Here is a 24,043-nt window from a genome sequence, read left to right on the forward strand (position 1 = left end):
TGTTTCGCTCGATCGTGGACCGGGCACGCCTTGTGCATGTCGAGATGGCGAACCTCAACGCGCAGCGGCAGCTTCACCGCTGCCCGAGTGATCAGCGGTGTTGGCGCTGTGTTCGCGCTCATCGAGGTGCTCTACATCCTCATGATCCTCTTCGGGGCGAACCAGGCCAACGCGTTCTTCCGCTTCATCCAGCAGCTCGCCGAGCCGCTGGCGCTGTTCTTCCCAGGCCTGTTCCAGCTTGGCAACGCCAACCTGGACGTCATCGTCAACTACGGCCTCGCGGCAGTCTTCTGGCTGGTAGTGACCGGCCTCTTGGCCCGCGTAGTAGCCAGGTAAGCCGCGACCTCGCGTCGATAGGCCGAGCCTCATTTCCCGGCGATCACACGTTCCGATCGCCGGGAAATCAGGCTTGAACTACTGCCAACCCTTTCCCCAGGTCCCTGTGAACACAATTTCGTTGAGCGGGCGACGCTCTCTCGGACGACGTTCTCGCGCCTGAAGGTCTTCGGGCAGATCGTTGACGTCCCCCAGATACCCGATCGCCACCACCACGACCGGCACCACGTCCTCCGGCAGCCCGAACGCCTCCGCCACGGCCTCCTTGCCGAACCCGCCCATCTGGTGGGTCACCAGCCCCAGGTGGACGGCCTGCAACACCAGGTTCTGCACGGCCAGCCCCAGCCCGTACTCGGTGTTCGGGATCGGCCCGCGCTCGTCACCGGTCACCCGGGCCCCGACCACCAGCACCGACGCCCGCCCCGCCCACGACTGGTTGCCGGGCCGCAGCGTGCCGTAGATCCGCTGGAAGGTCTCGTCCCCGCGATACCCCACGATGAACCGCGCGGGCTGCGTGTTGCCGTGCGAGGGAGCCCACCGGGCGGCTTCCATCAGCAGCCGGACGATCGAGGCGTCAACGGTCGCCTCCGGGTCGAACGCGCGCGGGCTCCAGCGCTGGGCGATGATCGGGTGCAGTTCCATCAGATCGCATACTGCCAAGCCGTGATGGCGTACGCCCCGAACCACGCGCTGAACACCACGACTCCCGCCAGCACGGCCACCGCCGTGGTCGTCCGCCGCCGCGCCAGCGCCAGCGCCGCCGGGATGAGCAGGGTGAACGCGGGCAGCAGCAGCCGCGCCTTGGAGTTCATCAGCCCGTTCGACCCGAGGTCCATCGCCAGCACGCCGATGCCGTACACGATCAGCGGCCACTCCAGCCCGCGCCGCACGCTCAGCACCACCAGCGCGATCGCCACGACCAGGAACCACACCGTGGCCAGCTCCAGCACCGACCGCGGGTCACCCAGCACGACCAGCGCAAATCGCCAGGTCGCCGCCCCGCCGTCGAACCGGGAGTCCCACCCGCGCTGCTGCACGGCGAACCACCCGTCCCACTGGCCGGTGCGCACCGCCACGTACCCGAGGTAGCCGAGCAGACCCAGCGGTGCGATCGCGGCGCCGATCCACGGCCGCGCGCCGTCCCGCTTCGTCACGATCGCGACCAGCGCCGCCGCGCACACCGCGAGGACCAGCGCCGCCGCCGTCGGCCGCACCAACCCCGCCGCCGCGCAGCAGAGGCCCGCGAGCACCCACCGCCGTTCGACCACGCCCACCAGCGACCACGCGGCCAGCGCGCAGAACGTCGCCTCCGAGTAGGTCATCGACAAGACGATCGCCATCGGCGACGCCGCGAACAGCACGACCAGGTACAGCCCCGCCTTGTACGAGCCGCCGAACACCCGCTGACCCAGCCGGTGCAGGCCGTACGCGCAGAACACCCCGCTGACCAGGCTCACCGTGAACGCCGCGTCGACCGCCTCGATGCCCGGCAGCCCGTCCACCCACCGCACCAGGGCCGGGTAGCCGGGGAAGAACGCCAGCGGCGTCTCGTCGGTGCGCCGCCGGAACGCGTCCGCCAGCCACGACGGCACGTTCCCGTAGCCGCCCTCGGCGATGCCCAGGAACCACTGCCCGTCCCAGGACGTGAGCGCCCGGGTGACTTCCTTGTCCCATCTGTCGGCCATCAGTCTGAGCACCAACAGTCCGACTTCCCGCACCACCAGGTAGAGCACGCCCGGCGCGAGCGCCAGGGTCACCCGGTGTCTGGCCGCGCGCGCCAGCCGCTCGCGCGCCGACGGCGCGTCCTCGGGCTCCACGTGAACGGCCTCCGCGGTGGACACGGCCATGAGGGTAGTGCCCGTCACGGTGGCCGCTGCCCACTCCCCGGTCCGGGTACTCTGCCCCCAAGCTGGGGTTTCCCGCTCACGGCATCGGCTCGGAGGGAGAGGATCTGTGGCGCTCGTCGTCCAGAAGTACGGCGGTTCCTCGGTCGAGAACGCCGAGCGGATCAAACGGGTGGCCGAGCGCATCGTCGCGACCCGCAAAGCGGGCAACGACGTCGTGGTGGCCGTCTCGGCGATGGGCGACACGACCGACGAGCTGCTCGACCTCGCCCGCCAGGTGTCCCCGGTGCCGCCCGCCCGCGAGATGGACATGCTGCTCACGGCCGGTGAGCGCATCTCGATGTCGCTGCTGGCGATGGCGATCCACTCGCTGGGCGCCCAGGCGCGCTCCTACACCGGCTCGCAGGCCGGCGTGCTCACCACGTCCGTGCACGGCAAGGCGCGCATCATCGACGTGACGCCGAGCCGCATCCAGGACGCGCTGTCCGACGGGGCCGTCGCGATCGTCGCGGGCTTCCAGGGCGTGAGCCAGGACAGCAAGGAGATCACCACGCTCGGCCGGGGCGGCACCGACACCACCGCGGTCGCGCTGGCGGCTGCCCTGAAGGCCGACGTCTGCGAGATCTACACCGATGTGGACGGCGTGTTCACCGCCGATCCGCGCATCGTGCCGAACGCCAAGCGGCTGGAGACCATCACCTACGAGGAGATGCTCGAAATGGCGGCGTGCGGGGCCAAGGTGCTCATGCTCCGCTGCGTCGAGTACGCCCGCCGCTACGGCGTTCCGGTGCACGTCCGATCTTCGTTCAGCAACAAGCCCGGGACCATCGTGTCCGGGTCAGTGGAGGACCTACCCGTGGAACAGGCGATGATCACCGGCGTCGCGCACGACCGGTCGGAGGCCAAGGTCACCGTGACCGCCGTGCCCGACCACCCCGGCGTGGCGGCGCGGATCTTCCGTGTGGTGGCCGAGGCGGAACTCGACATCGACATGGTGGTGCAGAACGTGTCGCAGGCCGTGTCCGGCCGGACCGACGTGACGTTCACGCTGTCCAAGGACGACGGCCCGCGCGCGGTGGCGGCGCTGGAGAAGGCGCGTGAGGAGATCGGCTTCGAGCAGGTCCTCTACGACGAGCACGTGGGCAAGGTGTCGCTGATCGGCGCGGGCATGCGCTCGCACCCCGGCGTGACCGCGACGTTCTGCGAGGCGCTGGCCTCCGCGGGCGTCAACATCGAGATCATCTCCACGTCGGAGATCCGGATCTCGGTGATCTGCCGTGACACGCAGTTGGACGACGCGGTGCGCGCGCTGCACGACGCGTTCGAACTCGGTGGGGACGAAGAGGCCGTGGTGTACGCGGGGAGTGGACGATGAGCGGGACGAAGCCCTGTCTGGCCCTGGTCGGCGCCACCGGCGCCGTGGGCACCGTCATGATCGACATCATCAACGGCCGCCCGTCCGTGCCGTGGGGTGAGATCCGGCTGATCGCTTCGCCGCGCTCGGCGGGAAAGAAGATCACCGTTCGGGATGCCGAACTGACCGTGATAGCGCTGTCGCCGGAGGCTTTCGACGGCGTGGACGTCGCGATGTTCGACGTGCCGGACGAGGTGTCCGCCGAGTGGGCCCCGATCGCCGCGGCGCGCGGCGCGGTCGCCGTCGACAACTCGGGCGCGTTCCGGATGGACCCGGAGGTGCCGCTGGTGGTGCCCGAGGTGAACGCGGACCGGATCTCCTCGCGCCCCAAGGGGATCATCGCGAACCCGAACTGCACGACGCTGTCCATGATGGCCGCGCTCGGGGCCCTGCACCGGGAATTCGAGCTGCGCGAACTCGTGGTGGCGTCCTACCAGGCGGCGTCGGGTGGCGGCCAGACCGCGGTCGACCGGCTCTACGGCGAGCTGGAAGCGTTGGCGGGCAAGGAAGTCGGCGTCCGCGCCGGCGACGTGCGGGAGGCCCTGGAGGCGGCCGGCCTGCCGCTGTCGGAGTCGCCGTTCCCCGCGCCGCTCGCGTACAACGTCGTGCCGTGGGCGGGGTCGCTGAAGGACGACGGCTGGACCAGCGAGGAGCTGAAGGTCCGCAACGAGTCCCGCAAGATCCTCGGCATCCCCGACCTGAAGGTGTCGGCGACCTGCGTCCGCGTCCCCGTGGTGACGACGCACTCGCTGGCCGTGCACGCGACCTTCGCCCGCGAGGTGACGGTCGAGCAGGCGCACAAGATCCTCGCCGAACAGCCGACCATCGTGCTGGTGGACGACCCGGCGGCGCTGAAGTTCCCGACCCCGGCGGACGTCGTCGGGGAGGACCCGACCTACGTCGGCCGGGTGCGCCAGGCGCTGGACTTCCCGAACACGCTGGACTTCTTCGTGTGCGGGGACAACCTCCGCAAGGGAGCGGCGCTGAACACGTACGAGATCGCGGAGGAACTGGCCGACCGGCGGTAGGTTCGCCGCCATGGCGGACGTAGTGCTCGCGGTGGACCTCGGCACGACCTCGACCAAGGTCATCGCGGTGGACCGGGACGCGGGCGTGGTGGCATCGGCGGAGCACGGCTACCCGATGCGCACCACGCCCTCCGGCGAGGCGACCCACGACCCGGTCCAGGTCTGGTCCGCCGCGCTGGAGGCGTTGCGCGAGGTCGGCGCCCTGGGGCTCCGGGTGCGCGCCCTGTCGCTGACCGGCGCGATGCACACGCTGCTGGGCCTGGACTCCGCGGGAGTCCCGGTCACGCCGTCCGTGAGCTGGGCCGACAACCGCGCGGTCGACGAGGTCAACCGCCTCCGCGGCACCCCGGACGGCGCCTTCCTGCACCGCCGGACGGGCACCCCGATCCACACCATGTCGCCGCTGGTCAAGCTGGCGTGGTTCACCGGGCGGGGCGTCACCGCCCACACCTGGTGCGGTCTCAAGGACTACGTGACCCGGCTCCTGACCGGCCACCTCGTCACCGAGCACTCGTCGGGCTCGGCGACCGGCCTGATGGACCTGCACACGCTGGCCTGGCACCCGGACGCGCTGGCGTTCGCCGGCATCACCCCCGAGGAGCTGCCACCGCTGCACGCGCCGACCGACTCGTTCCCCCTGACGTGCGACATCCCCGGCATCCCGCTCGGCACCCCCGTGGTGCTCGGCGGCGGTGACGGTCCCATGGCGAACCTCGGTGTGGGCGCGGTCGCGCCGGGCGTGGCGGCGGTGTCGCTGGGCACCAGCGGCGCGCTGCGCGTCGTCCGCGACCGGCCGGCCGTCGACCCGCTGGGCCGCGTCTTCTGCTACGCCGTCGCGGACGGCCTGTGGGTGCTGGGCGGTGCCGTCAGCAATGGCGGTGTGGTCGCGCAGTGGGCGGCCGAGACGTTCCGGACGGACGTGGAAACCCTGCTCGCGGAGGCCGCGCTGGTGCCCGCGGGCGCGGCCGGCGTGATCGCGTTGCCTTACCTGCTGGGGGAACGCGCGCCCTGGTGGGATCCGGACGCGAGGTCGGCGCTGATCGGCGTGCGCCGCGAGCACGGCCGAGCCGAGATCGCCAGGGCCTTGATCGAGGGCGTGGCGCAGCAGTTGGCCCTGGTCCTGGACGCGGTGCGCTCGGTGGCCGAGGTGCACTCGGTCCGGGTGACCGGCGGGGCGTTCCGCAGCGACCTGTGGGCGGGCGTCCTGGCGTCGGCGCTCGGCCTGGACCTGGAGCTGGCCGAGGACAGCGAGGGCTCCGGCGTCGGCGCGGGCCTGCTCGGCTGGCACGCGCTGGGCGAGCTGCCCGACCTGGCCGCCGCCGCCTCCCTGATCAAGCCGACGAAGACGATCCGCCCGGATGACGCGGCCCAACGCCTCTACGCCGCCCGCCGCCCCGCCGTGGAACGCCTCTACCAGTCACTTCACGACCTCGGCTACTGACACCGGCGGCTTGGCCGACGCGCCGAGCAGCAGCGACCCGGCCGCGATCGCCACCGCGCCCACCCCCGCGACGCAGTAGCCCCACCCCGGTGAGGAGTGGTCGATCACGAACCCGGTCAGCGGCGCGCCCAACGCCGCGCCGAGGGTGAACGCCGACCCCTGCAACCCCATCGCCTCGCCCCGCGCCGACCCCGGCGTCAGCCGCGTGATCGCCTCGCCGGTCCCCGCGATCGTCGGCGCGCAGAGGAAGTTCGTCGGCACCAGCGCGATCGCGAGCACCCAGGGCGACCACCCGAACAACCCGATCGGCACGGCCAGCACCCCCATCACGCCCATCAGCGCCCACACCGGCGGAACCCGGTGCAGACCGCCGTACACGAACCCGCCGACCAGCGACGACACGCACATGACGGCGATCAGCGCGCCCGTCCAGTCGGTCAATCCCAGCCCGCGCATGCTGGCGACCACCGCGACCTCGACCCCGGACAGCACGAACGTCGCACCGCCCGCGCTGATCAGCACGCCGACCACCCGCCCGGTCAACCACTCCCGGCGCGGCACCGGAGCGCCGTGGTCGACGTCCTCCCGCACCGGTGGGTTCACGGCGTACAGGACCAGCCCGAACACCACCATGGACACGCCGATGGCCCACATCGCGACCCGGCTGTGCCACTGCGTCGTCAGGAACACCCCGAGCGCCGGCCCCGCCATGAACGCCACCTCGACCGCCATGGAGTCCATCGCCAGCGCCGTGCGCCGGCCCGCCTCGCCGACCAGCGCGGTGGTGATCTGGCGGCCGATCTGCATGACCGGCATCACGGCGATGCCGGACACGAAGCACGTGACCAGCAGCACCGGGTACGACAGCGCCGGCGCGACGAACCAGAACACCCCCTCGGAGACGAGCGAGAGCAGGAGCATCGCGCGCAGGCCGCGGCGGTCCGTGAGGCGTCCCATCAGCGGCGCGCCGACCGCGATGCCGATGGTCGCCATCGCGCCGACCAGGCCCGCCGCGCCGTAGCCTCGTTCGAGGCTGAGCAGGACGTGCATGGTGATGGTCATGCCCGCGGCGGTCGCCGGTATCCGGGCGAACAGCATCAGGAGCATCAGGGAGGGCACCCGAGGCGTGCGCAGGACGGCGAGGTAGGGGGCGAGGTTCACCCGCCCATCTTCACTCGTCCGGGCAAGAGGTTTAACCGCTCGTTTTCTTGACTCGTTCCAGAAAACATGGTGAGGTGGTGGAGCAATGACCCCAGGACCACGTGAGCTGCTCAAGGACGCCGGGCTGCGCGTCACCGCGCCCCGGCTCGCGGTGCTGGAGTGGCTCGCCGAACACCCGCACGCGACGGCCGACCAGGTCGCCGACGGGGTGCGGGCGCGGCTGGGGACCGTGTCCACGCAGGCCGTCTACGACGTGCTGAACGCGTGCTCGCGGACCGGCCTGCTGCGCCGCATGGAGCCCGCCGGGCACCCGGCGCGGTACGAGACGCGGACCGGCGACAACCACCACCACCTCGTGTGCCGGCAGTGCGGGCGGACGGAGGACGTCGACTGCGTCCACGGAGCGGCGCCCTGCCTGGAGCCCTCCGACACGGCCGGCTTCGCCGTCGACGAGGCCGAGGTCCTGTTCTGGGGTCTGTGCCCCGACTGCCGCACCCCCAAGAAGGAGCTACCAGCGTGACCGAACCGCGTCACACCACCAACAACGCAGGCATCCCGGTCGCGAGCGACGACCACTCGCTGACCCTGGGCGCCAACGGGCCGATCCTGCTCCAGGACCACTACCTGATCGAGAAGAACGCGCAGTTCAACCGGGAGCGCGTGCCCGAGCGGGTCGTGCACGCCAAGGGTGGCGGCGCGTTCGGCCACTTCGAGACGACCGAGGACGTCAGCCGCTACACCAAGGCGGCGCTGTTCCAGCCGGGCGTGCGGACCGAGACGCTGCTGCGCTTCTCGACCGTCGCCGGCGAGCTGGGCTCGCCCGACACCTGGCGCGACCCGCGCGGCTTCGCGCTGAAGTTCTACACGACGCAGGGCAACTACGACCTCGTCGGCAACAACACGCCGGTGTTCTTCCTGCGCGACCCGATCAAGTTCCCGGACTTCATCCGCTCCCAGAAGCGCCGCGCCGACACCGGCCGCCGCGACCACGACATGCAGTGGGACTTCTGGACCCTCCAGCCGCAGACCGCGCACCAGGTGACGTGGCTGATGGGCGACCGGGGCATCCCGAGGACGTGGCGGCACCAGAACGGCTACGGCTCGCACACGTACCTGTGGGAGAACGCGGCCGGCGAGAAGTTCTGGGTCAAGTACCACTTCAAGACCGACCAGGGCATCGAGAACCTGACGTCGGCCGAGGCCGCCCGCATCGCCGGTGAGGACGCCGACGCGCACCGCGCCGACCTGTGGCACGCCATCGAGCGCGGCGAGTTCCCGTCGTGGACGCTCAAGGTCCAGGTCATGCCGTACGCGGACGCGGCGACCTACCGCTTCAACCCGTTCGACCTGACCAAGGTGTGGCCGCACGCGGACTACCCGCTGATCACGGTCGGCAAGCTGGTGCTGGACCGCAACCCGGCCGACTACTTCGCGGAGATCGAGCAGGCCGCGTTCGAGCCGACCAACCTGGTGCCGGGCATCGGCACGTCCCCGGACAAGATGCTGATCGGCCGCATCTTCGCCTACCCGGACGCCCACCGGTACCGCATCGGCGCGAACTACGCGCAGCTTCCGGTCAACCGCCCGAAGTCCCCGGTGAACTCGTACTCCAAGGACGGGGCGATGGCCTACGCCAACGCCACCGACCCGGTGTACGCGCCGAACTCCTACGGCGGCCCGCACGCCTCGGTCGCCGCGGCCGGCGAGACCACGTCGGCGTACGGCGTCGAGGACGCGGCCGTGCGCTCGGCGTACAAGCTGCACGCGGAGGACGACGATTTCGGCCAGGCCGGCACGCTGATCCGCGAGGTCATGGACGACGCCCAGCGCGAACGCCTGGTGCAGACCGTGATCGCCCACGCGGGCAACGGCGTCTCGGCCCCGGTGCTGGAGCGCGTCTTCGAGTACTGGCGCAACATCGACAAGGAGACCGGCGACAAGATCGCCGCGGCCTTCGCCGAGTAGACCCGGCTCCCACCACGGAAGGGGGAGGGGCGTTCCGGCGTCCCTTCCCCTTCGCTATGCCCCGTCGGTGTCGCGCTGCCACGGATAGCGCGGCACGACGAGGTCGAACGAGTCCACCAGCCACGTCTGCCGGGCCTCGCCCTCGGTGACGTCCGGCCGGCGCGCGGCGCGCGTCGTGGCGCGCACCCACTCCGGCGGGCCGAGGGCGGGAACCGTTGCGCCGGACGGCGCATCGCCCAGCCTCACGCGCACCCAAAATCCCTGACCACCCGCCAAGTCCACGTCACCGAGACTACGGTGGCCGGACCGGTTCGCGGGGGACTTGGGGGAACGCGATGAGCCTGGAGGAGATGGCCGCGCGCGCCGAACGGCGTGAGCGGGCGCGGTTGGCGCTCAAGCGCGAACTCGCCGGTCGGGTGGTCTCGGGGAGGGACGCCAACGGCCTGGTCGAGATCGGCGTGGACACCTCGGCGGCGGTCGTGGAGGTCGCGGTGAACGCGACGCTCGTCGGCCGCGTCGACCCCAAGGTGCTGGCGCACGCGGTGCTGGAGGCCGCGACGAACGCCCAGCGCAACGCCCGCGAACTGGTCGCCGAAAGGCGTTCCTACCACTTGGGCACGGAGTGAAGGGGGAGCGGTGTTCACAGCCGACACGGCGCGGATGCGCAAGGCGGCCAACGGTTTCCGGCAGGCGGGCGAGCAGGTCGACGCCGTCGCGAGCACGCTGGCCGGGGTGACGGTGCCGGCGGGGGCGTTCGGCTCCTCCGGTCCCGCGACCCGGTTGGCGGCGATCTTCGACGCGGCCCTGTCCCGCCGCACCGAGCGGTTGCGGCACCGGCGCGACCGGCTGTCCGACATCGCGGACCGCATCGGCCGGGACGCCGACGCGTACGACGAGTCCGACGCCGCCGGCACGGCGCACCTCAACCGGGCGGGTGCGCGGTGAGCCACCCCGAGGTCATGAAGGCCTACGAGTCCTGCCAGGAACTGGCCTCCGCCGCCAGGCAGATCGGCCAGGAGAACCCGGCGACCGCGGTGACCACCATCGACTACCGGCCGGAGGACGTCGAAGCGTTCATCACGGCCGCCCGTGCCGCGCTGGACCAGTTGGACGAGGCGATCGACCAGGAGAAGGCCGCTCTGGCCGAGCAGAGCGGGGCGTCGGAAGGCTCGGCGGCGGACGCGGCGCGCAAGGAGATCGAGGCGGATCTCGCCGAGCTGGACGAGGAACGCCGCCGGCTGGCGGCGCTGATCAGTGAAGCGGAGACGGTCGAGGGGAAGCTCGACGCCCTGGTCACCGCCGCCGCGCAGAAGATCATGGGCGTCACCGGGAGTCCGGAGGTCAGCGCCGGTGTGAAGCTGGTGCTGGAGGGCGTGCTCTTCGACAACCCCGTTGCGGTGGAGGGGATCGACGCGGCCGAGGAAATCGTCAGTCAGGCGGCCATCGCGGTCATCAAGATGTGCCTGGAGGTGCAGGACGAGGTCGACCGGATGGAGCAGGGGCTGGAGGCGATGATGGCGTCCTCGGAGCCCACCGCCGGCAGTGGTTCGGATTCCGCCAGCGCGGGTGGAGCGACGTCGGAGGGTGAGGCGTCGGAGGGCGAGGCGTCGGAGGGCGGAGCCGATTCTCCCGACACCCAGACCGGCGAGGCTCAAGCCTCCGAGCCCGGCGGCGGAGGCCAGCAAGGCCGTTGACTCCCGGACTGTTGACTCCTGGACCGTTGACTTGCGGACCGTTGACTTCCGGACCGTTCGACTGCCCAGGGCCGTCCTCGAAGCCGAGGGCGGCCCTGGTTCCGGGTCGTCGCGTCAGGCCGTCTCGGCGATTCCCTGCCGCGTGTTCGCCAGCGCCAGCCCGGTGCGCAGCGCGCCCACGGCCTCCGCGACCGCCTCCCGGAACACCCCACCCACGCCGAGGATGTTCGCGTAGCCGTGGAACAGTCCCTCGTACCGCCGCAACACCACCGGAACCCCTTGCGCAGCAAGCTTTTCCGCGAACGCCTCGCCCTCGTCCCGCAACGGGTCGAACCCGGCCGTGGCCAGGTAGGTCGGCGGCAGCCCGCTCAAGTCCTCCGCCAGCAACACGGACAGCCGCGGATCGGTGTGCGAGTCGCGGGACGGCGCGTAGTGGTCCAGGAACCAGTCCATCTTCTGGTCGGTGAGGAAGAACCCGTTGCCGAACAGCTCCCGCGACCGCCGCCGCACGGTCGCGTCCACCGCCGGGTAGAACAGCAGCAGGAACACCGGTTTCACGTCGCCCGCGTGCAGTGCCGTCACGGCCGCCAGGTTGCCGCCCGCGCTGTCGCCGCCCAACGCGATGCGCGCCGGGTCGACGCGCAGTTCCGCCGCGTGCGCCACGGCCCACTCGTAGGCGGTGCGCGCGTCGTCCGCCGCCGCCGGGAACGGGTGCTCGGGCGCGAGCCGGTAGTCCGCCGACAGCACTCGCACGCCGGCCTCCGCGGCCAGGAACCGGCACAGGTTGTCGTGGCTGTCGAGATCGCCGCTGACCCACCCCCCACCGTGGTAGAAGACCAGCAGCGGCGAGCCCTCGGGCAGCCCGTGCGGCGTGTAGAACCGCCCGGCGACGCCGTCCATGGAGACCGCGCGAACCGTCAGCCCGTCAACGATCGGCCCGGAGACGAGTGCGGTGCTCCTGGTCAACGCCGTGCGGTTGGCGGCGGGCGTGGTGGTCTGCCAGTCCTCGCCGCTGAGCTGCTGGAGTCGGAGCAGCAACTGGGCCTCGGGGTGCAGGCGCTGGCCGTCCAAGGTGATCGGGCGGCCGGCGATCAGTCTGCGCAGCGGCGCCGGCAGGCCGAACAGGAAGCGCAGGGCTCCGGCCAGGACACCGGGGGGCAGCGACTCGGCGAGCTTCGACATGAGACGCACGTTACTCGCGGGTATGTCCAGCGGCCCAGCTAGTGGACCTCCAGCTAGGTCGAGCTGGCAGGATCGTGACCATGACGGTCACGGTGGTGGGCATCGGCGGTTCGCTGCGTCCGAACTCGCAGTCCGAGCGCGCGATGCGGATCGCGCTCGCCGGCGCGGCGGAAGCGGGCGCCAAGATCATCGAGGTGACCGGGCCCGACCTGGTGCTGCCGTTCTACGACCCCGCCATCCCGGACCGCCCCGAGAACGCCCGCCGCCTGGTCGACGCCCTGCGCGCGGCGGACGGCGTCGTGCTCGTCTCACCCGGCTACCACGGCACGGTGTCCGGCCTGGTCAAGAACGCCTTGGACTACGTGGAGGACCTGCGCACCGACCCGCGCCCGTACCTGGACGGCCGGGCCGTCGGCTGCGTCGCGGCGGCGCAGGGCTGGCAGGCGTCCGTGACCACCCTGACCGCGCTCCGCTCGATCGTGCACGCCTTGCGCGGCTGGCCCACGCCGCTGGGCTCGGCGATCAACTCGCGCGAGGTCGACTTCGACCTCGAAGGCGGCTGCTCGGACCACTCGGTCGCGGACAATCTGCGCACGATCGGGCGACAGGTGGCCGAGTTCGCCGCGTCACATGCCGGTTGACGGTTCTACTGAGCGGGTAAGTCCTGTCCGGGCGGGCAAGCCCCGTCCGGCGTGAGCGGCCACACGGCCGGGTGTGGTCGGGCTCCGGCCGGGCGTCGAGCTGGGTGGACACCCCACCGGCTTCGAGGAGAGCGTTCATGCAGGTGCGCTACACGGCGGAGGCGGTCGCGGCAGGCGACGGCCGCAACGGCGTGATCCGCTCCCCGGACGGCTTCGGCTCGAACGGCAGCCGCTCGAACGGCAGCGGCGGTTTCCAACGCGCCGTCGACCCGCACCCGCACATCCCCGGCGTGGAGCAATCCGTGGCGGACGACCTGGTGGCCGAGGCCCACCGGATCTGCCCGTACTCCACCGCCACGCGCGGAAACATCGAGGTGGCCCTGACCGCCACCGTCTGAAGGAGGCGCTAGCACCATGAGCAAGTCCCCGATCACCAGCCCGCTCAGCGAGGCGGACAAGGCGTCGGTCGGCGCCGTGCTGCAGGCGACGCTGGTCGACCTGATCGACCTCTCGCTGAGCGCGAAGCAGGCGCACTGGAACGTGGTCGGCAAGAACTTCCGCAGCGTCCACCTCCAGCTCGACGAACTGGTGACGACAGCCCGCACCTACACCGACGAAGTGGCCGAGCGCGCCTCCGCGCTGGGCATCTCGCCGAACGGCAAGGCGAAGACCGTCGCCGAGTCGTCGGGGGTGCCGGAGTTCCCGGAGAACTGGCTCAAGGAGGAAGACGTGGTGGCCGCCGTCGTGGTCGCCCTCGCCAAGCTCATCGAGCGGCTGCGTGCCCGGATCGACGAGACCGACAAGTCCGACCTGGTCACCCAGGACCTGCTGATCGAGATCACGAAGCAGCTCGAACAGGCTCACTGGATGTGGCAGGCCCAGCAGTCCTGAGCCCTGCACACGGCGCGCTGCGCCCGAGAGCGGATCGTTGGCCTGCCGACCGTTCGTGTATCGACTGTTTGCCTGCCGACCGACCGGACCGTATGTGCGCCAATCATGGAGTTGTCCATGATTGGCGCACATACGTTTCTACTTCCGCATGCCAAGCCGTACCTGGTCAAAGCCGGGTCGTCACAGCGCTGTGAGAGCGCTCTCTTCCAGCTCGCGCGCCCGGTCCGCCAGCGCGGCCAGACCGCCCAACGCCTCACGGACCTGATCCTCGGCCGGCGGATCGCTCGCCATCTTGTTCTGCAGGTCGACAATCCGGCTGTTCAACGATCTGATGGCCGACGAAGCCGCCGCACCCTCGGTGAGCTGGAGCCGCAGCCGCTCGGTGACGATCTCGTCGTAGTCGAGCAGCGCGGGCGTCAGCGCCACCGCCCGGTCGGCGATGTCCGTCCAGACCCGCCCGGACGCGTCGAACAGCCCGGCTGCCTCCGGCCGTCCCACCTCGCGCAAGAACTCCGCGTACAGCGGCCGGGACGCCGAAGGGCCGGTGAACTCCACCTCCAAGCAGTCGTGCAGCCGCCGCAACGCGAAGAACAACCCCGCCGGATCGGCCCACCGCCTGATCCAGCTCTGCCTCCCGTCGCCACGCAACTGCTCCGCCAGCTTCCGCATCCCGGAGAACCCGAAGTTCACGTCGAAGTTGTTGCCCAGCACCGGCCCGGTCAGATGAGCACGGGTCGTGGCGATGGCCCCGTCGACATCCGGCTCATAACCACCCCCGACCGTGATCAGCTCGTGCTTCACCTTCTTGTCCGCCGACCACGCGGCCAGGAAATCATTTAGCGGCAGACGATTGGGGTGCACACATTCGTCATCCAGCACAACCTCGGTGCCGTCGATGCCCAGCACCCCGACCGGGTAGGCCTCCGGTCCCCACTCGCCGCTCGACCCGTGCCAGGGCAGCCGGGTCCGGTCGACGGTGCAGATCACCGGCCCGTCATCGAGAGCGGTCCGCAACGTCGCCTCGGCCTTGCGCGCCGACGTGGTGTGGTGGATTCGGTGCTCGACCCCCGCCCGCCGCAGAGCCGCCGGGATGAAGGGCTCCGGGTGGTGCCGCGCCACGATCGTCATGGTCGGGTGCGTGCCCTGGTACTCGAACACGAAGTACATGAACCCGATCCCGCCGGCCAGCCCGGCGAGCATCGCTTCACCGATCCGCCCCCGCAGCACGTTGTGCAACAGCGCGGAAGCGTGCTCCACGCCGCCACCCGTGCGCACCGGCGTGTCCGGCGCGGCGCCCAGCAGGTGGCGGCGTGCGGTGCTGTAGGTCTCGCCGGTCCGGGCCATCCGGCTCCGCACCAGGCGCTTGAACGACTTGTGCTCGGTCATCGCGTGCCTCCAGGACGGACCGGAGCGGACCCCACGCCCCGCCCGACCGTCCGGGCGCACGACAACGCCTGCGGCACACGTCCCGAGGACATCGAGATCCCCTTCGCCTCCGCGGCGCCGGTCAGCGTGGGTGACCGGTCAGGAGGTAAGGCGCGGGACGGCGCCGGAACGCCAGGCTAGAGCACCCTCCGGACGAACGCGACCTCCGCCGCCGTCTGCCGGATGGTCTCCGCGACCACCAGCGAACCGTGCCCGGCGTCGTACCGGTACACCTCGTACGCCGCGCCGCGGGCCGCCAGCCGCTCCAGGTAGTTGTCGATCTGCCGGATCGGGCAGCGCGGGTCGTTCTCCCCGGCCAGCACGAGCACCGGCGCGCGCACCGCGTCCACGTAGGTCAGCGGCGAGCACTCCCGGTACCGGTCCGGCATCTCCTCCGGCGACCCGCCGAACAACGCCCGGTCGAACGCGCGCAGCGGCTCCATCTCGTCTTCGTATGCGGCCAGATAGTCGGCGACCGGCACACCCGCGACGCCCGCCGCCCACCGCTCCGGCTGGGTGCCCAGCGCGAGCAGCGACAGGTACCCGCCCCACGACGCGCCGTTGACCACGCACTTCGCCGGGTCGGCGAACCCGGAGCCGACCGCCCAGTCGTGCACGGCGGCCACGTCCTCCAGCTCGGTCAGGCCGGGGCGGCCCTCGATGGCGTCCCGCCACTGCGAGCCGTAACCGGTTGAGCCCCGATAGTTGACGTGCACCACGGCGAACCCGGCGTCCAGCCACACCGCGCGGTAGGCGGAGAACCGGTCCTCGTCCGCCGAGTGCGGGCCGCCGTGCAGGCTGAACACCGTGGGCAGCGGGCCGTCCGGCGCGTTCGCCGGACGCGCGACCAGGGCGTGCACGTCACCGACGAACACGTCCTGGAGTTCGACCGACGGAGGAGCCTCGTGCCCCTGGGGCGCCAACAGCACCCGCTCGTCGCCGTCCACGTCGAGGACCCGCACCACACCGGGTCGCGCGGCCGAGGACCACGAGTACTCGACCGCGCCGTCCGGCCGCACGTTCGCCGAACCGACCGTCCCGTGTGGAGTGTCCAAAGCAGACAGAGTGCCGGTCTCCAGGTCGTAGCGGTGCAAGGTGTTCCGTGCCTTGAACGTGTGCACGACCAACAGCGCCGTGGCGTCCTCGTACCAGTCGGCGCTGATCTCGCCGGGCAGGTCGACGCCGATCTCGGTCTCCGTGTCGGCGGCGACGTCCCAGATCAGCAGCTCCTCCTTGCCGCGGCGTTCGTGCAGCACCAGCAGCCGGTTGTCGCCGCGCACCGGGCTGAACGCGATGGCGTCCAGGCCCTTGCCGGGGCCGTCCCATTTCTCCGCGACCTTCGTGCCGTCCGGGGTGACCACGCGGAGCGCGGTGTGCCGGTTGTCGCCGTGCTCGGAGTGCGCCAGCGCCAGCAGCGTCTCGTCCTTGGAGAGCGCGGCCACGCCGCCGTCGTTCTCGTGCGCGTAGATCACCTCGGCCGGGCCGCCGGCGCGGGACACGTAGACCGCCGTGCCGTCGTCGGTGGACGTGCCGACGGACACGATCTCGTGCCCGATCTCCAGCCCCGCCGGGTACCCGGCCGGCACACCCTCGACGGCGGGCTTGGCGTCCGCGCCCGGCTTGAACGGCTCGCTGACCCACACGCCGAACTCGTCGCCGTCGCTGTCGGCGAACCACCAGATCGTCTCGCCGTCCGGGCTGAGCGCCGCGTGGGACGTGCCGTTCGGGCGGTCGGTCACCTTGCGGTGGGTGTCGGAGCCGCGGTCCCAGGCGTAGATCTCCCAGACACCGCTGGAGTTCGACAGGTACAGGCTGCGGTCCGGCGCGTCGTCCGCCCAGCCGGGCAGGCTGACCCGGGGCGCGGTGAACCGCTCCCGCCAGCGGGCCTCGGCTTCGGGGTCGTCGAACAGCGGGTCGGGAACTTCGGCGGTCGGGTGCGTCGTCACGCCTTCGATCCTGCCGGCTGCCGGGCGGTGACCAGGTAGTAGTCCGCCAGGCCGCGCTCGGTGGCCGGGATCCAGTTCCGGTCCCACCGATCGCGGAACTCGCCGAACGCGATCCACCGGTCCAATCCCGCCCAAACGTGTGCGCCAATACTGTCTGCGCGCACATCCTCAAAACCGGCGACCCGCAGATCATCTGTAAACCGACCGATCGGATGAGCCAGATCCAACCCGGTGGCGAACGTCTCGATCAGCTCGGCCAACGCCGGCCCGGCATCGTCGTGCCTGGCGAAGAACGTGGTCACGGCCAGCCGCCCACCGGGTGCCAGCACCCGCGCGCTCTCCCGCGCGAACCCCGCCAAGTCCTCGAAGTGCTGAGCCGCCTCGACGGACAGCAAGCGGTCGAAGGAGTCGTCGGCAAACGGGATGTCCGACGCCGAGCCCAGGACGAACTCGACCCGCTCGTCCCGATTCACCGCGCGGGCCCGGTCGACCTGTTCGGAAATCAGGTCGATGCCCCGCAACAGCTCCGGTTCGCGCCGCAGCACCAGCCGGGCTCCCACCCCCTGCCCGCACCCGACTTCGAGCACCCGCTGCCCCGCGATGTCCAATGCGTCGAGCACAACGTCGTACAGCGCCTCTTGCGAGGCGATCCGCTGCTCGACGGTGAGTTCTCCGTCCAGTGGGATGCCGTCCCAGTAGCCGAAGTTGATGAAACCGCCGGCGAAGATCGACATGGTTCCGAGGTCACCGGTTCCGTAGGTCCGCCGGCGGAGTTCGGTGCGCTCTAAATCATCTGCCATCCCACGATCGTTCCCGATCTTGTGGGTGGCCGAGTCGACTAGTCGAGTTCTTCGGCGAAGATCCGGTCCATCTTCCGCGATGCCTTGGCGAGCGCGTTGGCGGCGAGCCCGACCAGCGCCAGGGCCACTCCTGTCACGACGCCCGCGGTGGGGGAGACGAGGAAGGCGACAAGGCCGGCTGGTCCGAGCACGACCTGGGTCCAGACGACGAGGCGGATCCAACTCCCGGAGGTGGGCTTGATCGCGGAGATGATGCTCATGACTGGCTCTCCCTGGCTGGAAGCGTCTTGACCGACGTTGTCTCGCTTTCGCGTGGGTCTCGCCTCTCGTTACGTTCCGTGAGTTGAATGGTCAACCTTCACTCAATCGGTGTAACACAACGTGACATTCGCTCGTACTCGTAACACGCTATGTCATGACTCGACTACTCGACCGAAAGTTCACTCCATCGTGCGACCTAGTGCGCTGGTGTTAGCTGCGAGCGACGGACCGGCGAATGTGTCCTTGACCGATTCGGTTACCGACCGTTCCGGCGCGGCCTCGTAGTGCGGATACAGCAGGTCGAAGCTCTATGTGAGCAAACGGTCTGTCATCAAATGATTGCGGAACGCATTGTCAAGACGTTCTGTAGTCAAACGATTGGGTGACAGATGGTTCTGCTAAGGTCCGCCACCCCTACAGGCGAGGAGCACCGCATGCCCGCGAAGACCCGAGAGCCCTTCTTCCACCGCTTGGTGATGGAACGCCCGGACATCGCCGTGTGCCGCACGGCCGCGCTGTTCGCCCGCGCGGCGGAACTCCAGGCGCGGGCGAACAGGTTGGGCGTGGGCCACCACCTGGTCCTCAGGATGCTCGCGGTCGTGGGCCCGTGCTCCCAGCAGACGCTCAGCGAAGAACTCCGCATCGATCGCAGCGTCATGGTCGGCATCGCCGAAGAGCTGCAGAAGGCGCGCTACGTCAGCCGCGAACGCAACCCCGAGGACCGCCGCGCGTACCGGATCAGCCTCACAGAGGCAGGCGAGTCGGCGCTCTTCCGCGCCCAGGGCAGCGTGCCCAAGTTCCTCAACGACGTGTTCGCGCCCCTGACGCAGGCCGAACGCGACCAGTTCACCCAACTCCTCGTGAAGATCCTCGAAATCGACTGATCGGATGCCGCCGGCGGCCGGACGGCCGGGCCACAGTGGGACGACGAACCCAGACCCGAGCCGCGACCGAGAGGCCCCCGTGAGACTGACCCGCCTAGTCGCCGTCCTGCCCGCCTTGGCCGTTCTCGCCGCCTGCACCACCACCCCCGACGCGCAGCCCCCGACCGGCGTCACCACCCCGCCGATCACCCCGCCACAGACCCCGCCGCCGACTACGCCGCCCGCCGCCCCGCCACAGACCACGACGCCCCCAGCCGCGACAGCGAAAACGTGCACCGTCCCGGACGTGGTGGGCATGGTCCACCAGACCGCGCAGGACACCATGCAAGCCGCCGGCCTCTACCGACTGCGCGAAGAAGACGCGACCGGCCAGGGCCGCCTACTGGTGGCGGACCGCAACTGGACCACCACCGCGCAGAGCGTGCGGGCCGGCGACGTGGTCGACTGCACCACCGAGATCCTGTTGTCCGCCAAGAAAACCGGCGAATGACAGTGTCGGAAACGGAAGAACCCCCGGCGGCGATGGATGGAGTAGGCGCCGGACGAGGACTCCTCGGCAGCGCCGCTGTGCCATGACCGCAGGTCGGACCTCGGTCGCCGTTGGTCCCGTCGGCATGATCGGCTGATGGGAACCCGTCCGGACGCTGGAGGTTCGACCCATGAAGGACCACGCCGACAACACCACGACCATCGCCCGCCAAGAGGTGACCATCGAGTGCACCGACGCCCTCGGCAGGCGCCGCGAACTCGCCGTGTCCGCAACCGCGTCGGGCCTGAGCTTCCGCACCCCACCCGGCGAGTCCGCCTCGCTCGACTGGTTCGAGGTCGACCAACTGCACCGCGCACTGGCCGAGCTGCGCCAGAACACGCCGGCGAACGGCTGACCAAAGACCGTTGACGGACAGACGACTCAGGGCCCCACAGAGGAAGTCTCTGTGGGGCCCTGAGCTGCGTCGGGGTGACAGGATTTGAACCTGCGACCTCTTCGTCCCGAACGAAGCGCGCTACCAAACTGCGCCACACCCCGGCTTGGGATCGAACGAGGAGAACTCTACCTGACGTTCCCGCCCACTCCGAACCGGGTATCCGTTTCCGCCCCCGACCCGCTCTGACCTGCGTCGACCGGACGGGGTACGAGGGTCAGCAGGCTTGCCTCGGGTGGGCACGCGAAGCGGACCGGGGCGTAGGGCGACGTGCCGAGGCCGGCCGAGACGTTCAGCCACATGTGCGCGCCCCACCGGGACACGCCGCGGGCCCGTGAGCGGTCCAGTTCGCAGTTGGTCACGAGGGCCCCGTAGCCCGGCACGCGCAGTTGGCCGCCGTGCGTGTGGCCGGCCAGGACCAGGTCGTAGCCGTCCGCGGCGAACGGGTCCAGGACGCGTGGTTCCGGGGAGTGCGTGACGCCCAGGCGCAGGGCGGCGGGCGGCACCTCGCCGGCGATGTCCTGGTAGCGGTCGCGTTTCAGGTGGGGGTCGTCCAAGCCGGCTGCGAAGATCGTCTGGCCGGAGACGGTGAAGGTCTCGCGCACGTGGGTCAGGTCGAGCCAGCCGCGCTCGATCATCGCCGCGCGCAGGTCCCGCCACGGCAGCGTGATGCCGTGGATGCGCTTGGTCTTCGCCGACGGCAGCAGGTATCGCGCCGGGTTCTTCGGGCGGGGCGCGTAGTAGTCGTTGCTGCCGAACACGAACACGCCGGGACGGTTCAGCAGCGGCCCCAGTGCCCGGACCACGGCGGGCACGGCCTGCTTGTGCGCCAGGTTGTCGCCGGTGTTCACGACTAGGTCCGGTTCGAGTTCGTCGAGCGCCGCCACCCACCGCTGCTTGGACTTCTGGCCGGGCAGCATGTGCAGGTCCGAGATGTGCAGCACGCGCAACGGCGCGGAGCCGGGCGCGAGCACCGGCACGGTCGCCTGGCGCAGCGTCCAGTGCCTGCGCTCGATGCCCGCCGCGTAGGCGAGTGCGGCGGTGCCGAGGGCGGTCGTGGCGAGCAGGGTGCGGCCGAACGTGTTCACACACCCGAGGGTAGGGGGTTGACCGGTTCGGGGCGCAGCGCGGTGCCCGGTAACGTTTGCCCACATGGCGGAGCTGAAGGCGCGGTTGCAGGCGGATCTGACGGCGGCGATCAAGAACCGGGAGACGGTCCGGGCGGGCGCGCTGCGCATGACGCTGGCCGCGATCACCACCGAGGAGGTCTCCGGCAAGACCGCGCGCGAACTCGCCGACGACGAGGTGCTGAAGGTCATCACCCGCGAGGTGAAGAAGCGCCGGGAGGCGTCGGAGGCCTTCGCGGGCGCGGGGCGTGCCGAGCAGGCCGAGCTGGAGCAGGCCGAGTCGAAGGTGCTGGAGGCGTACCTGCCCAAGCAGCTTGACGACGCCGAGCTGGGCGCGCTGGTGGACGCGGCCGTCGCCGAGGTCGCCGGGCAGCTCGGCGAGCAGCCCGGCCAGCGGCAGATGGGCCAGGTCATGAAGCTGGTCAACGCCAAGGTCGCGGGCCGCGCCGAGGGTGGCCGGGTGGCGGCGGCCGTGAAGGCGAAGCTGGCTTGAGCCGGCGCCGACCGGTGCCGCGGACCGGTCGGCGCTCGCCGGCTCCGCACCTCCCCGGGTGCCGTGAGCCGGCTGTCAGCGGGTGGGTTCGGTGGGCAGCGTGATCTGCGGCGGTTCGGTCGGGTGTCCGGTGCCCGGTGGCGGTTCGCCCGGCGGCTGAGCCGGTGTCGTCGTGTCGGTCGGCTGTGGCGGCGGCACGTAGCCGGTCGAGACGAGCAGGGTCACGACGGTGCCGCGCAGCGCGCTGCCCCGTGGCGTCTGGCTGACCACGGTTCCCTTGGGCTGCTCGGAGTTCCGGTTCGAGGTGGTCACCTTGTAACCGGCTTCCTCCAGGATCCTGGTGGCGTCGTTGATGTTCTTGCCGACCACCTCGGGGATCTGGATCTCCTTGCCCCCCTTGCGATAACGCTCCTCCACCCCCGGCAGGTCGCGGTTCGGCAGACCCTCGTGGACCTTCACCATGGTGCCGAACCACGTTTTCGCCGGCACGGTGCCGCCGTAGATGTCGCCTTCGCCGCAGAGCCTGGGCGGCCCGCTCTTGACGCAGATGCCGCGGGGAGTGGTGCCGTCGTTGAACGTCTGGACGGACGCCGCGAAGTCCATCGTCGCGCCGATGAACGCGGCCGACTTGTACTCCTCGGTGGTGCCCGTCTTGCCGATCATCGGCCTCGCCCAGTGGGCGTCGCGCGCCGCCGCCGCTGCCGTGCCCTGGCCCTGGTCGTCCTTGCTCAGGCCGACCGCCAGGCCGTTCGCCAACCCCTCGGCGACCACCTGCTCGCACGGCGCCTCGTTCACCGGCACGGGCTTCCCGTTGCGGTCCAACACCTTCGCGATCGGGGACGGCGGGCACCACACGCCACCGCTGATGATGGTCGCCGCCACGTTCGCCAGTTCCAGGGTGCTGACCGGCGCGGGGCTCAGGGTGAAGGACGCGTTGCCGCCGTTGGCCTTGTAGTACTCGGTCTGCGACATGCGCAGCGCCTTCTCCTTGGCCTTCGAGTCCGGGCGGATGCCGGCGATGTTCGTCGCCATCGTCTCGCGCATCCCCAGGCGGGAAGCCATGTCCACCACCGGGTCCATGCCGAGCTGCTCTTCGAGGATCACGAAGCCGGTGTTGGGCGACGTCTGCAACGCGGTCTGCAACGACATCTGCGACGGGTAGTTGGAGGTCGCGTTTCCCAAGCAGTACCAATGGGTGCCGGGTTCGCCGGTCGACGGGCACCGCGCGGCGCCGCCCTTGAACACCCGTGACACGTGGGAGTTCGGCGTGGACATCGTGTTGTCGATGCCCATGCCCTTCTCCAGCGCCGCCGCCGCCGTGAACACCTTGTAGACGCTGCCCGCGCCGAACTTGTTCTCCACACCCGAAGGGAGGTCGTACGTGGTCTGGAACTCGTCCGCCTTCAGGCCGTAGTCGCGGTTCGCGACCAGCGCCACGACCTCGTGCTTCTCCTTGCCGGGCCGGACGATCGCCATCGTGTTCGCGATCCCGTCGGTGGTCTTCGCGACCTCCGCCTCGGCCGCTTCCTTGGCCTGCCGGGTGATGGTGCGGTCCAACGTGGTCTGGATCGTGTAGCCGCCGTTCTTGATCTGCTCCAGGCTGAAACCGTTGCGCTCCAAGTAGGTCACGACGTACGAGCAGAAGAAGCCGTTCTCCGGTCCCGCGCCGATGCAGCCGTTCGGTGGCGTGCGGACCGGGTTCGCCAAGCCCAGCGGCTCCTTCTTCGCGGCCTCGGCGGCGTCGCGCGACAGCTTGTCGTTCTCCACCATCTTGTCGATCACCTGGTTGCGCCGCTCCAGGGCCTTCTCCGGGAACGCCTCCGGGTTGAGCGCCGACGGGCTGTTGACCATCCCGGCGAGCATCGCCGCCTGCGGCACGGTCAACGCGTCCGGCGTGGTGTTGAAGTACGCCTGGGACGCCGCCGCGATGCCGTAGATCGTCGAGCCGAACGGCACCACGTTGAGGTAGCGGGCGAGGATTTCCTCCTTGCCCAGCTTGCGTTCGAGTTGCAAGGAGATGCGCGCTTCACGGGCTTTTCGAGCGATTGTCTGCTCTTGCGCTTTCTGCTGCTCGGCCTGGTTGTTCCGCGCCACGACGTGGACGAGATAGTTCTTCACGTATTGCTGGGTGAGCGTGGAGGCACCCTGCGTCACCGCGCCGCTGAACTGGTTGGTCAGCCCCGCGCGGATCGTGCTCCGCCAGTCGACGCCCTCGTGTTCGTAGAAGCGCCGATCTTCGACGGAGACGAGCGCCGCCTTCATCGTCGGGGAGATCTTCTCCGGCGGGACGAGCACCCGGTACTGGTCGTACAGGTAGGCGATCGGCGTGCCGTCCTTGTCCGTGATCGTGGAGATCAACGGGGGGTCGGTGGTCACCAGATCCGCCGAGATGCTGTCGACCGTGTCGCTGGCTCTGTTCGACACCAACCCCAGCGAACCGATCACAGGGAACATCATGCCTGCCAGCAACACGCCGGCTAGCAGACACAGGCCGAGCAGTTTCAGCACGCCGTTCCTGGCTCGCATGCAGGTCAGCGTACGCGGCACCTGATCGGGTGATCGGCATCGCGCAACCTTCATTACTCAG

Annotated in this window: 27 protein-coding genes and 1 tRNA gene; 16 read left to right on the top strand and 12 right to left on the bottom strand. The window is 70.3% G+C overall.

The genetic code is table 11. The features are described 5' to 3' along the window. The first annotated feature begins 36 nt into the window (after positions 1 to 36). Positions 37 to 336 carry a hypothetical protein gene (locus ACQPZF_RS01315; RefSeq protein ID WP_184695377.1) on the top strand — a complete coding sequence of 100 codons (300 nt, stop codon included), beginning with the start codon at positions 37 to 39 and terminating at the stop codon, positions 334 to 336. Positions 337 to 414: 78 nt separating this feature from the next. Here the strand turns inward: ACQPZF_RS01315 and ACQPZF_RS01320 are convergent, their stop codons facing one another. Continuing rightward, a complete protein-coding gene (locus ACQPZF_RS01320; protein ID WP_433267377.1) occupies positions 415 to 978 on the bottom strand; it encodes a nitroreductase family protein in 564 nt (187 codons plus the stop codon). Next, positions 978 to 2,183: a hypothetical protein gene (locus tag ACQPZF_RS01325; RefSeq protein ID WP_433274386.1), complete on the bottom strand. Its 1,206-nt coding sequence runs from the start codon at positions 2,181 to 2,183 to the stop codon at positions 978 to 980. Before ACQPZF_RS01325 ends, ACQPZF_RS01320 begins: the two co-directional genes overlap by 1 nt. A 106-nt stretch (positions 2,184 to 2,289) precedes the next feature. Here ACQPZF_RS01325 and ACQPZF_RS01330 point away from each other — a divergent pair, with 106 nt between their 5' ends. From ACQPZF_RS01330 to ACQPZF_RS01340, 3 genes are read left to right on the top strand one after another with little or no spacing between them, the layout of a single operon-like run. Continuing rightward, entirely contained in the window at positions 2,290 to 3,555 is a 1,266-nt protein-coding gene (locus tag ACQPZF_RS01330) for an aspartate kinase (RefSeq protein ID WP_433267379.1), read from the top strand. After that, on the top strand, positions 3,552 to 4,622 hold the full coding sequence (locus tag ACQPZF_RS01335) for an aspartate-semialdehyde dehydrogenase (RefSeq protein WP_433267381.1): 1,071 nt from the start codon (positions 3,552 to 3,554) through the stop codon (positions 4,620 to 4,622). The genes ACQPZF_RS01330 and ACQPZF_RS01335 overlap by 4 nt, the downstream gene beginning before the upstream one ends. A gap of 10 nt (positions 4,623 to 4,632) precedes the next feature. Further along, a complete protein-coding gene (locus tag ACQPZF_RS01340) occupies positions 4,633 to 6,063 on the top strand; it encodes a gluconokinase (protein WP_433267384.1) in 1,431 nt (476 codons plus the stop codon). Here the strand turns inward: ACQPZF_RS01340 and ACQPZF_RS01345 are convergent. After that, positions 6,040 to 7,224: an MFS transporter gene (locus ACQPZF_RS01345; protein ID WP_433267385.1), complete on the bottom strand. Its 1,185-nt coding sequence runs from the start codon at positions 7,222 to 7,224 to the stop codon at positions 6,040 to 6,042. The two genes, ACQPZF_RS01340 and ACQPZF_RS01345, sit on opposite strands and share 24 nt — an antisense overlap. An 85-nt stretch (positions 7,225 to 7,309) precedes the next feature. Between ACQPZF_RS01345 and ACQPZF_RS01350 the strand changes: the two genes are divergently transcribed. Beyond that, the gene (locus tag ACQPZF_RS01350) at positions 7,310 to 7,744 is read left to right on the top strand and encodes a Fur family transcriptional regulator (RefSeq protein ID WP_433267387.1); all 435 of its coding nucleotides are present in this window, start codon (positions 7,310 to 7,312) and stop codon (positions 7,742 to 7,744) included. Continuing rightward, positions 7,741 to 9,189 carry a catalase gene (locus ACQPZF_RS01355; protein WP_433267389.1) on the top strand — a complete coding sequence of 483 codons (1,449 nt, stop codon included), beginning with the start codon at positions 7,741 to 7,743 and terminating at the stop codon, positions 9,187 to 9,189. Before ACQPZF_RS01350 ends, ACQPZF_RS01355 begins: the two co-directional genes overlap by 4 nt. A 54-nt stretch (positions 9,190 to 9,243) precedes the next feature. On the opposite strand, the gene ACQPZF_RS01360 is transcribed toward ACQPZF_RS01355, so the two are convergent. After that, positions 9,244 to 9,441, bottom strand: coding sequence for a hypothetical protein (locus tag ACQPZF_RS01360; RefSeq protein WP_433267391.1), 198 nt, complete (start codon positions 9,439 to 9,441; stop codon positions 9,244 to 9,246). A gap of 83 nt (positions 9,442 to 9,524) precedes the next feature. Here ACQPZF_RS01360 and ACQPZF_RS01365 point away from each other — a divergent pair, with 83 nt between their 5' ends. From ACQPZF_RS01365 to ACQPZF_RS01375, 3 genes are read left to right on the top strand one after another with little or no spacing between them, the layout of a single operon-like run. Then, on the top strand, positions 9,525 to 9,815 hold the full coding sequence (locus ACQPZF_RS01365) for a YbaB/EbfC family nucleoid-associated protein (RefSeq protein ID WP_433267393.1): 291 nt from the start codon (positions 9,525 to 9,527) through the stop codon (positions 9,813 to 9,815). Positions 9,816 to 9,825: 10 nt separating this feature from the next. Then, positions 9,826 to 10,134 carry a type VII secretion target gene (locus ACQPZF_RS01370; protein WP_433267396.1) on the top strand — a complete coding sequence of 103 codons (309 nt, stop codon included), beginning with the start codon at positions 9,826 to 9,828 and terminating at the stop codon, positions 10,132 to 10,134. Next, complete coding sequence (locus tag ACQPZF_RS01375; protein ID WP_433267399.1) at positions 10,131 to 10,883, top strand: hypothetical protein; 753 nt, start codon at positions 10,131 to 10,133, stop codon at positions 10,881 to 10,883. The genes ACQPZF_RS01370 and ACQPZF_RS01375 overlap by 4 nt, the downstream gene beginning before the upstream one ends. A 114-nt stretch (positions 10,884 to 10,997) precedes the next feature. Here the strand turns inward: ACQPZF_RS01375 and ACQPZF_RS01380 are convergent, their stop codons facing one another. Beyond that, positions 10,998 to 12,065, bottom strand: a complete 1,068-nt coding sequence (locus ACQPZF_RS01380) for an alpha/beta hydrolase (protein ID WP_433267401.1) — start codon at positions 12,063 to 12,065, stop codon at positions 10,998 to 11,000. Between the two features lie 80 nt (positions 12,066 to 12,145). Here ACQPZF_RS01380 and ACQPZF_RS01385 point away from each other — a divergent pair, with 80 nt between their 5' ends. From ACQPZF_RS01385 to ACQPZF_RS01395, 3 genes are all read left to right on the top strand, one after another. After that, complete coding sequence (locus ACQPZF_RS01385) at positions 12,146 to 12,706, top strand: NADPH-dependent FMN reductase (RefSeq protein WP_433267403.1); 561 nt, start codon at positions 12,146 to 12,148, stop codon at positions 12,704 to 12,706. A 137-nt stretch (positions 12,707 to 12,843) separates the two neighbouring features. Beyond that, on the top strand, positions 12,844 to 13,104 hold the full coding sequence (locus tag ACQPZF_RS01390; RefSeq protein ID WP_433267405.1) for a hypothetical protein: 261 nt from the start codon (positions 12,844 to 12,846) through the stop codon (positions 13,102 to 13,104). A gap of 16 nt (positions 13,105 to 13,120) precedes the next feature. Then, positions 13,121 to 13,597 carry a Dps family protein gene (locus ACQPZF_RS01395; protein ID WP_433267407.1) on the top strand — a complete coding sequence of 159 codons (477 nt, stop codon included), beginning with the start codon at positions 13,121 to 13,123 and terminating at the stop codon, positions 13,595 to 13,597. Positions 13,598 to 13,777: 180 nt separating this feature from the next. Here the strand turns inward: ACQPZF_RS01395 and ACQPZF_RS01400 are convergent, their stop codons facing one another. From ACQPZF_RS01400 to ACQPZF_RS01415, 4 genes are all read right to left on the bottom strand, one after another. Continuing rightward, entirely contained in the window at positions 13,778 to 14,983 is a 1,206-nt protein-coding gene (locus ACQPZF_RS01400; protein ID WP_433267409.1) for a BtrH N-terminal domain-containing protein, read from the bottom strand. A gap of 176 nt (positions 14,984 to 15,159) precedes the next feature. Beyond that, positions 15,160 to 16,968 (bottom strand): S9 family peptidase, encoded by a 1,809-nt coding sequence (locus tag ACQPZF_RS01405; protein WP_433267411.1) that lies wholly within the window; start codon positions 16,966 to 16,968, stop codon positions 15,160 to 15,162. Next, complete coding sequence (locus tag ACQPZF_RS01410; protein ID WP_433267413.1) at positions 16,965 to 17,768, bottom strand: class I SAM-dependent methyltransferase; 804 nt, start codon at positions 17,766 to 17,768, stop codon at positions 16,965 to 16,967. The genes ACQPZF_RS01405 and ACQPZF_RS01410 overlap by 4 nt, the downstream gene beginning before the upstream one ends. 38 nt (positions 17,769 to 17,806) lie before the next feature. After that, a complete protein-coding gene (locus ACQPZF_RS01415) occupies positions 17,807 to 18,028 on the bottom strand; it encodes a hypothetical protein (RefSeq protein ID WP_433267415.1) in 222 nt (73 codons plus the stop codon). Positions 18,029 to 18,463: 435 nt separating this feature from the next. On the opposite strand from ACQPZF_RS01415, the gene ACQPZF_RS01420 reads away from it, so the two are divergent. The 3 genes from ACQPZF_RS01420 to ACQPZF_RS01430 all read left to right on the top strand — a co-directional run bounded on the left by ACQPZF_RS01420 (position 18,464) and on the right by ACQPZF_RS01430 (position 19,797). Further along, positions 18,464 to 18,913 carry a MarR family winged helix-turn-helix transcriptional regulator gene (locus ACQPZF_RS01420; protein WP_433267417.1) on the top strand — a complete coding sequence of 150 codons (450 nt, stop codon included), beginning with the start codon at positions 18,464 to 18,466 and terminating at the stop codon, positions 18,911 to 18,913. Between the two features lie 79 nt (positions 18,914 to 18,992). Next, positions 18,993 to 19,403: a PASTA domain-containing protein gene (locus tag ACQPZF_RS01425; RefSeq protein ID WP_433267418.1), complete on the top strand. Its 411-nt coding sequence runs from the start codon at positions 18,993 to 18,995 to the stop codon at positions 19,401 to 19,403. A 169-nt stretch (positions 19,404 to 19,572) separates the two neighbouring features. Next, entirely contained in the window at positions 19,573 to 19,797 is a 225-nt protein-coding gene (locus ACQPZF_RS01430; protein WP_433267421.1) for a hypothetical protein, read from the top strand. 69 nt (positions 19,798 to 19,866) lie between these two features. On the opposite strand, the gene ACQPZF_RS01435 is transcribed toward ACQPZF_RS01430, so the two are convergent. Beyond that, positions 19,867 to 19,940 (bottom strand) — tRNA-Pro (locus ACQPZF_RS01435). A 24-nt stretch (positions 19,941 to 19,964) separates the two neighbouring features. After that, entirely contained in the window at positions 19,965 to 20,924 is a 960-nt protein-coding gene (locus ACQPZF_RS01440; RefSeq protein WP_433267424.1) for a metallophosphoesterase, read from the bottom strand. A 64-nt stretch (positions 20,925 to 20,988) separates the two neighbouring features. Between ACQPZF_RS01440 and ACQPZF_RS01445 the strand changes: the two genes are divergently transcribed. Further along, the gene (locus ACQPZF_RS01445; RefSeq protein WP_433267426.1) at positions 20,989 to 21,456 is read left to right on the top strand and encodes a GatB/YqeY domain-containing protein; all 468 of its coding nucleotides are present in this window, start codon (positions 20,989 to 20,991) and stop codon (positions 21,454 to 21,456) included. 75 nt (positions 21,457 to 21,531) lie between these two features. On the opposite strand, the gene ACQPZF_RS01450 is transcribed toward ACQPZF_RS01445, so the two are convergent. Continuing rightward, on the bottom strand, positions 21,532 to 23,982 hold the full coding sequence (locus tag ACQPZF_RS01450) for a transglycosylase domain-containing protein (protein WP_433267428.1): 2,451 nt from the start codon (positions 23,980 to 23,982) through the stop codon (positions 21,532 to 21,534). Between the last annotated feature and the right edge of the window lie 61 nt (positions 23,983 to 24,043).

It is taken from the genome of Actinosynnema sp. CS-041913, assembly GCF_050942485.1.
Classification (GTDB): domain Bacteria; phylum Actinomycetota; class Actinomycetes; order Mycobacteriales; family Pseudonocardiaceae; genus Actinosynnema.

Coding starts and splice junctions, on each gene's coding strand:
- ACQPZF_RS01315 (WP_184695377.1), top strand. CDS start 37: ATGTCGAGATGGCGAACCTCAACGCGCAGCGGCAGCTTCACCGCTGCC.
- ACQPZF_RS01320 (WP_433267377.1), bottom strand. CDS start 978: ATGGAACTGCACCCGATCATCGCCCAGCGCTGGAGCCCGCGCGCGTTC.
- ACQPZF_RS01325 (WP_433274386.1), bottom strand. CDS start 2,183: ATGGCCGTGTCCACCGCGGAGGCCGTTCACGTGGAGCCCGAGGACGCG.
- ACQPZF_RS01335 (WP_433267381.1), top strand. CDS start 3,552: ATGAGCGGGACGAAGCCCTGTCTGGCCCTGGTCGGCGCCACCGGCGCC.
- ACQPZF_RS01340 (WP_433267384.1), top strand. CDS start 4,633: ATGGCGGACGTAGTGCTCGCGGTGGACCTCGGCACGACCTCGACCAAG.
- ACQPZF_RS01350 (WP_433267387.1), top strand. CDS start 7,310: ATGACCCCAGGACCACGTGAGCTGCTCAAGGACGCCGGGCTGCGCGTC.
- ACQPZF_RS01365 (WP_433267393.1), top strand. CDS start 9,525: ATGAGCCTGGAGGAGATGGCCGCGCGCGCCGAACGGCGTGAGCGGGCG.
- ACQPZF_RS01380 (WP_433267401.1), bottom strand. CDS start 12,065: ATGTCGAAGCTCGCCGAGTCGCTGCCCCCCGGTGTCCTGGCCGGAGCC.
- ACQPZF_RS01385 (WP_433267403.1), top strand. CDS start 12,146: ATGACGGTCACGGTGGTGGGCATCGGCGGTTCGCTGCGTCCGAACTCG.
- ACQPZF_RS01390 (WP_433267405.1), top strand. CDS start 12,844: ATGCAGGTGCGCTACACGGCGGAGGCGGTCGCGGCAGGCGACGGCCGC.
- ACQPZF_RS01395 (WP_433267407.1), top strand. CDS start 13,121: ATGAGCAAGTCCCCGATCACCAGCCCGCTCAGCGAGGCGGACAAGGCG.
- ACQPZF_RS01400 (WP_433267409.1), bottom strand. CDS start 14,983: ATGACCGAGCACAAGTCGTTCAAGCGCCTGGTGCGGAGCCGGATGGCC.
- ACQPZF_RS01410 (WP_433267413.1), bottom strand. CDS start 17,768: ATGGCAGATGATTTAGAGCGCACCGAACTCCGCCGGCGGACCTACGGA.
- ACQPZF_RS01415 (WP_433267415.1), bottom strand. CDS start 18,028: ATGAGCATCATCTCCGCGATCAAGCCCACCTCCGGGAGTTGGATCCGC.
- ACQPZF_RS01420 (WP_433267417.1), top strand. CDS start 18,464: ATGCCCGCGAAGACCCGAGAGCCCTTCTTCCACCGCTTGGTGATGGAA.
- ACQPZF_RS01430 (WP_433267421.1), top strand. CDS start 19,573: ATGAAGGACCACGCCGACAACACCACGACCATCGCCCGCCAAGAGGTG.
- ACQPZF_RS01445 (WP_433267426.1), top strand. CDS start 20,989: ATGGCGGAGCTGAAGGCGCGGTTGCAGGCGGATCTGACGGCGGCGATC.
- ACQPZF_RS01450 (WP_433267428.1), bottom strand. CDS start 23,982: ATGCGAGCCAGGAACGGCGTGCTGAAACTGCTCGGCCTGTGTCTGCTA.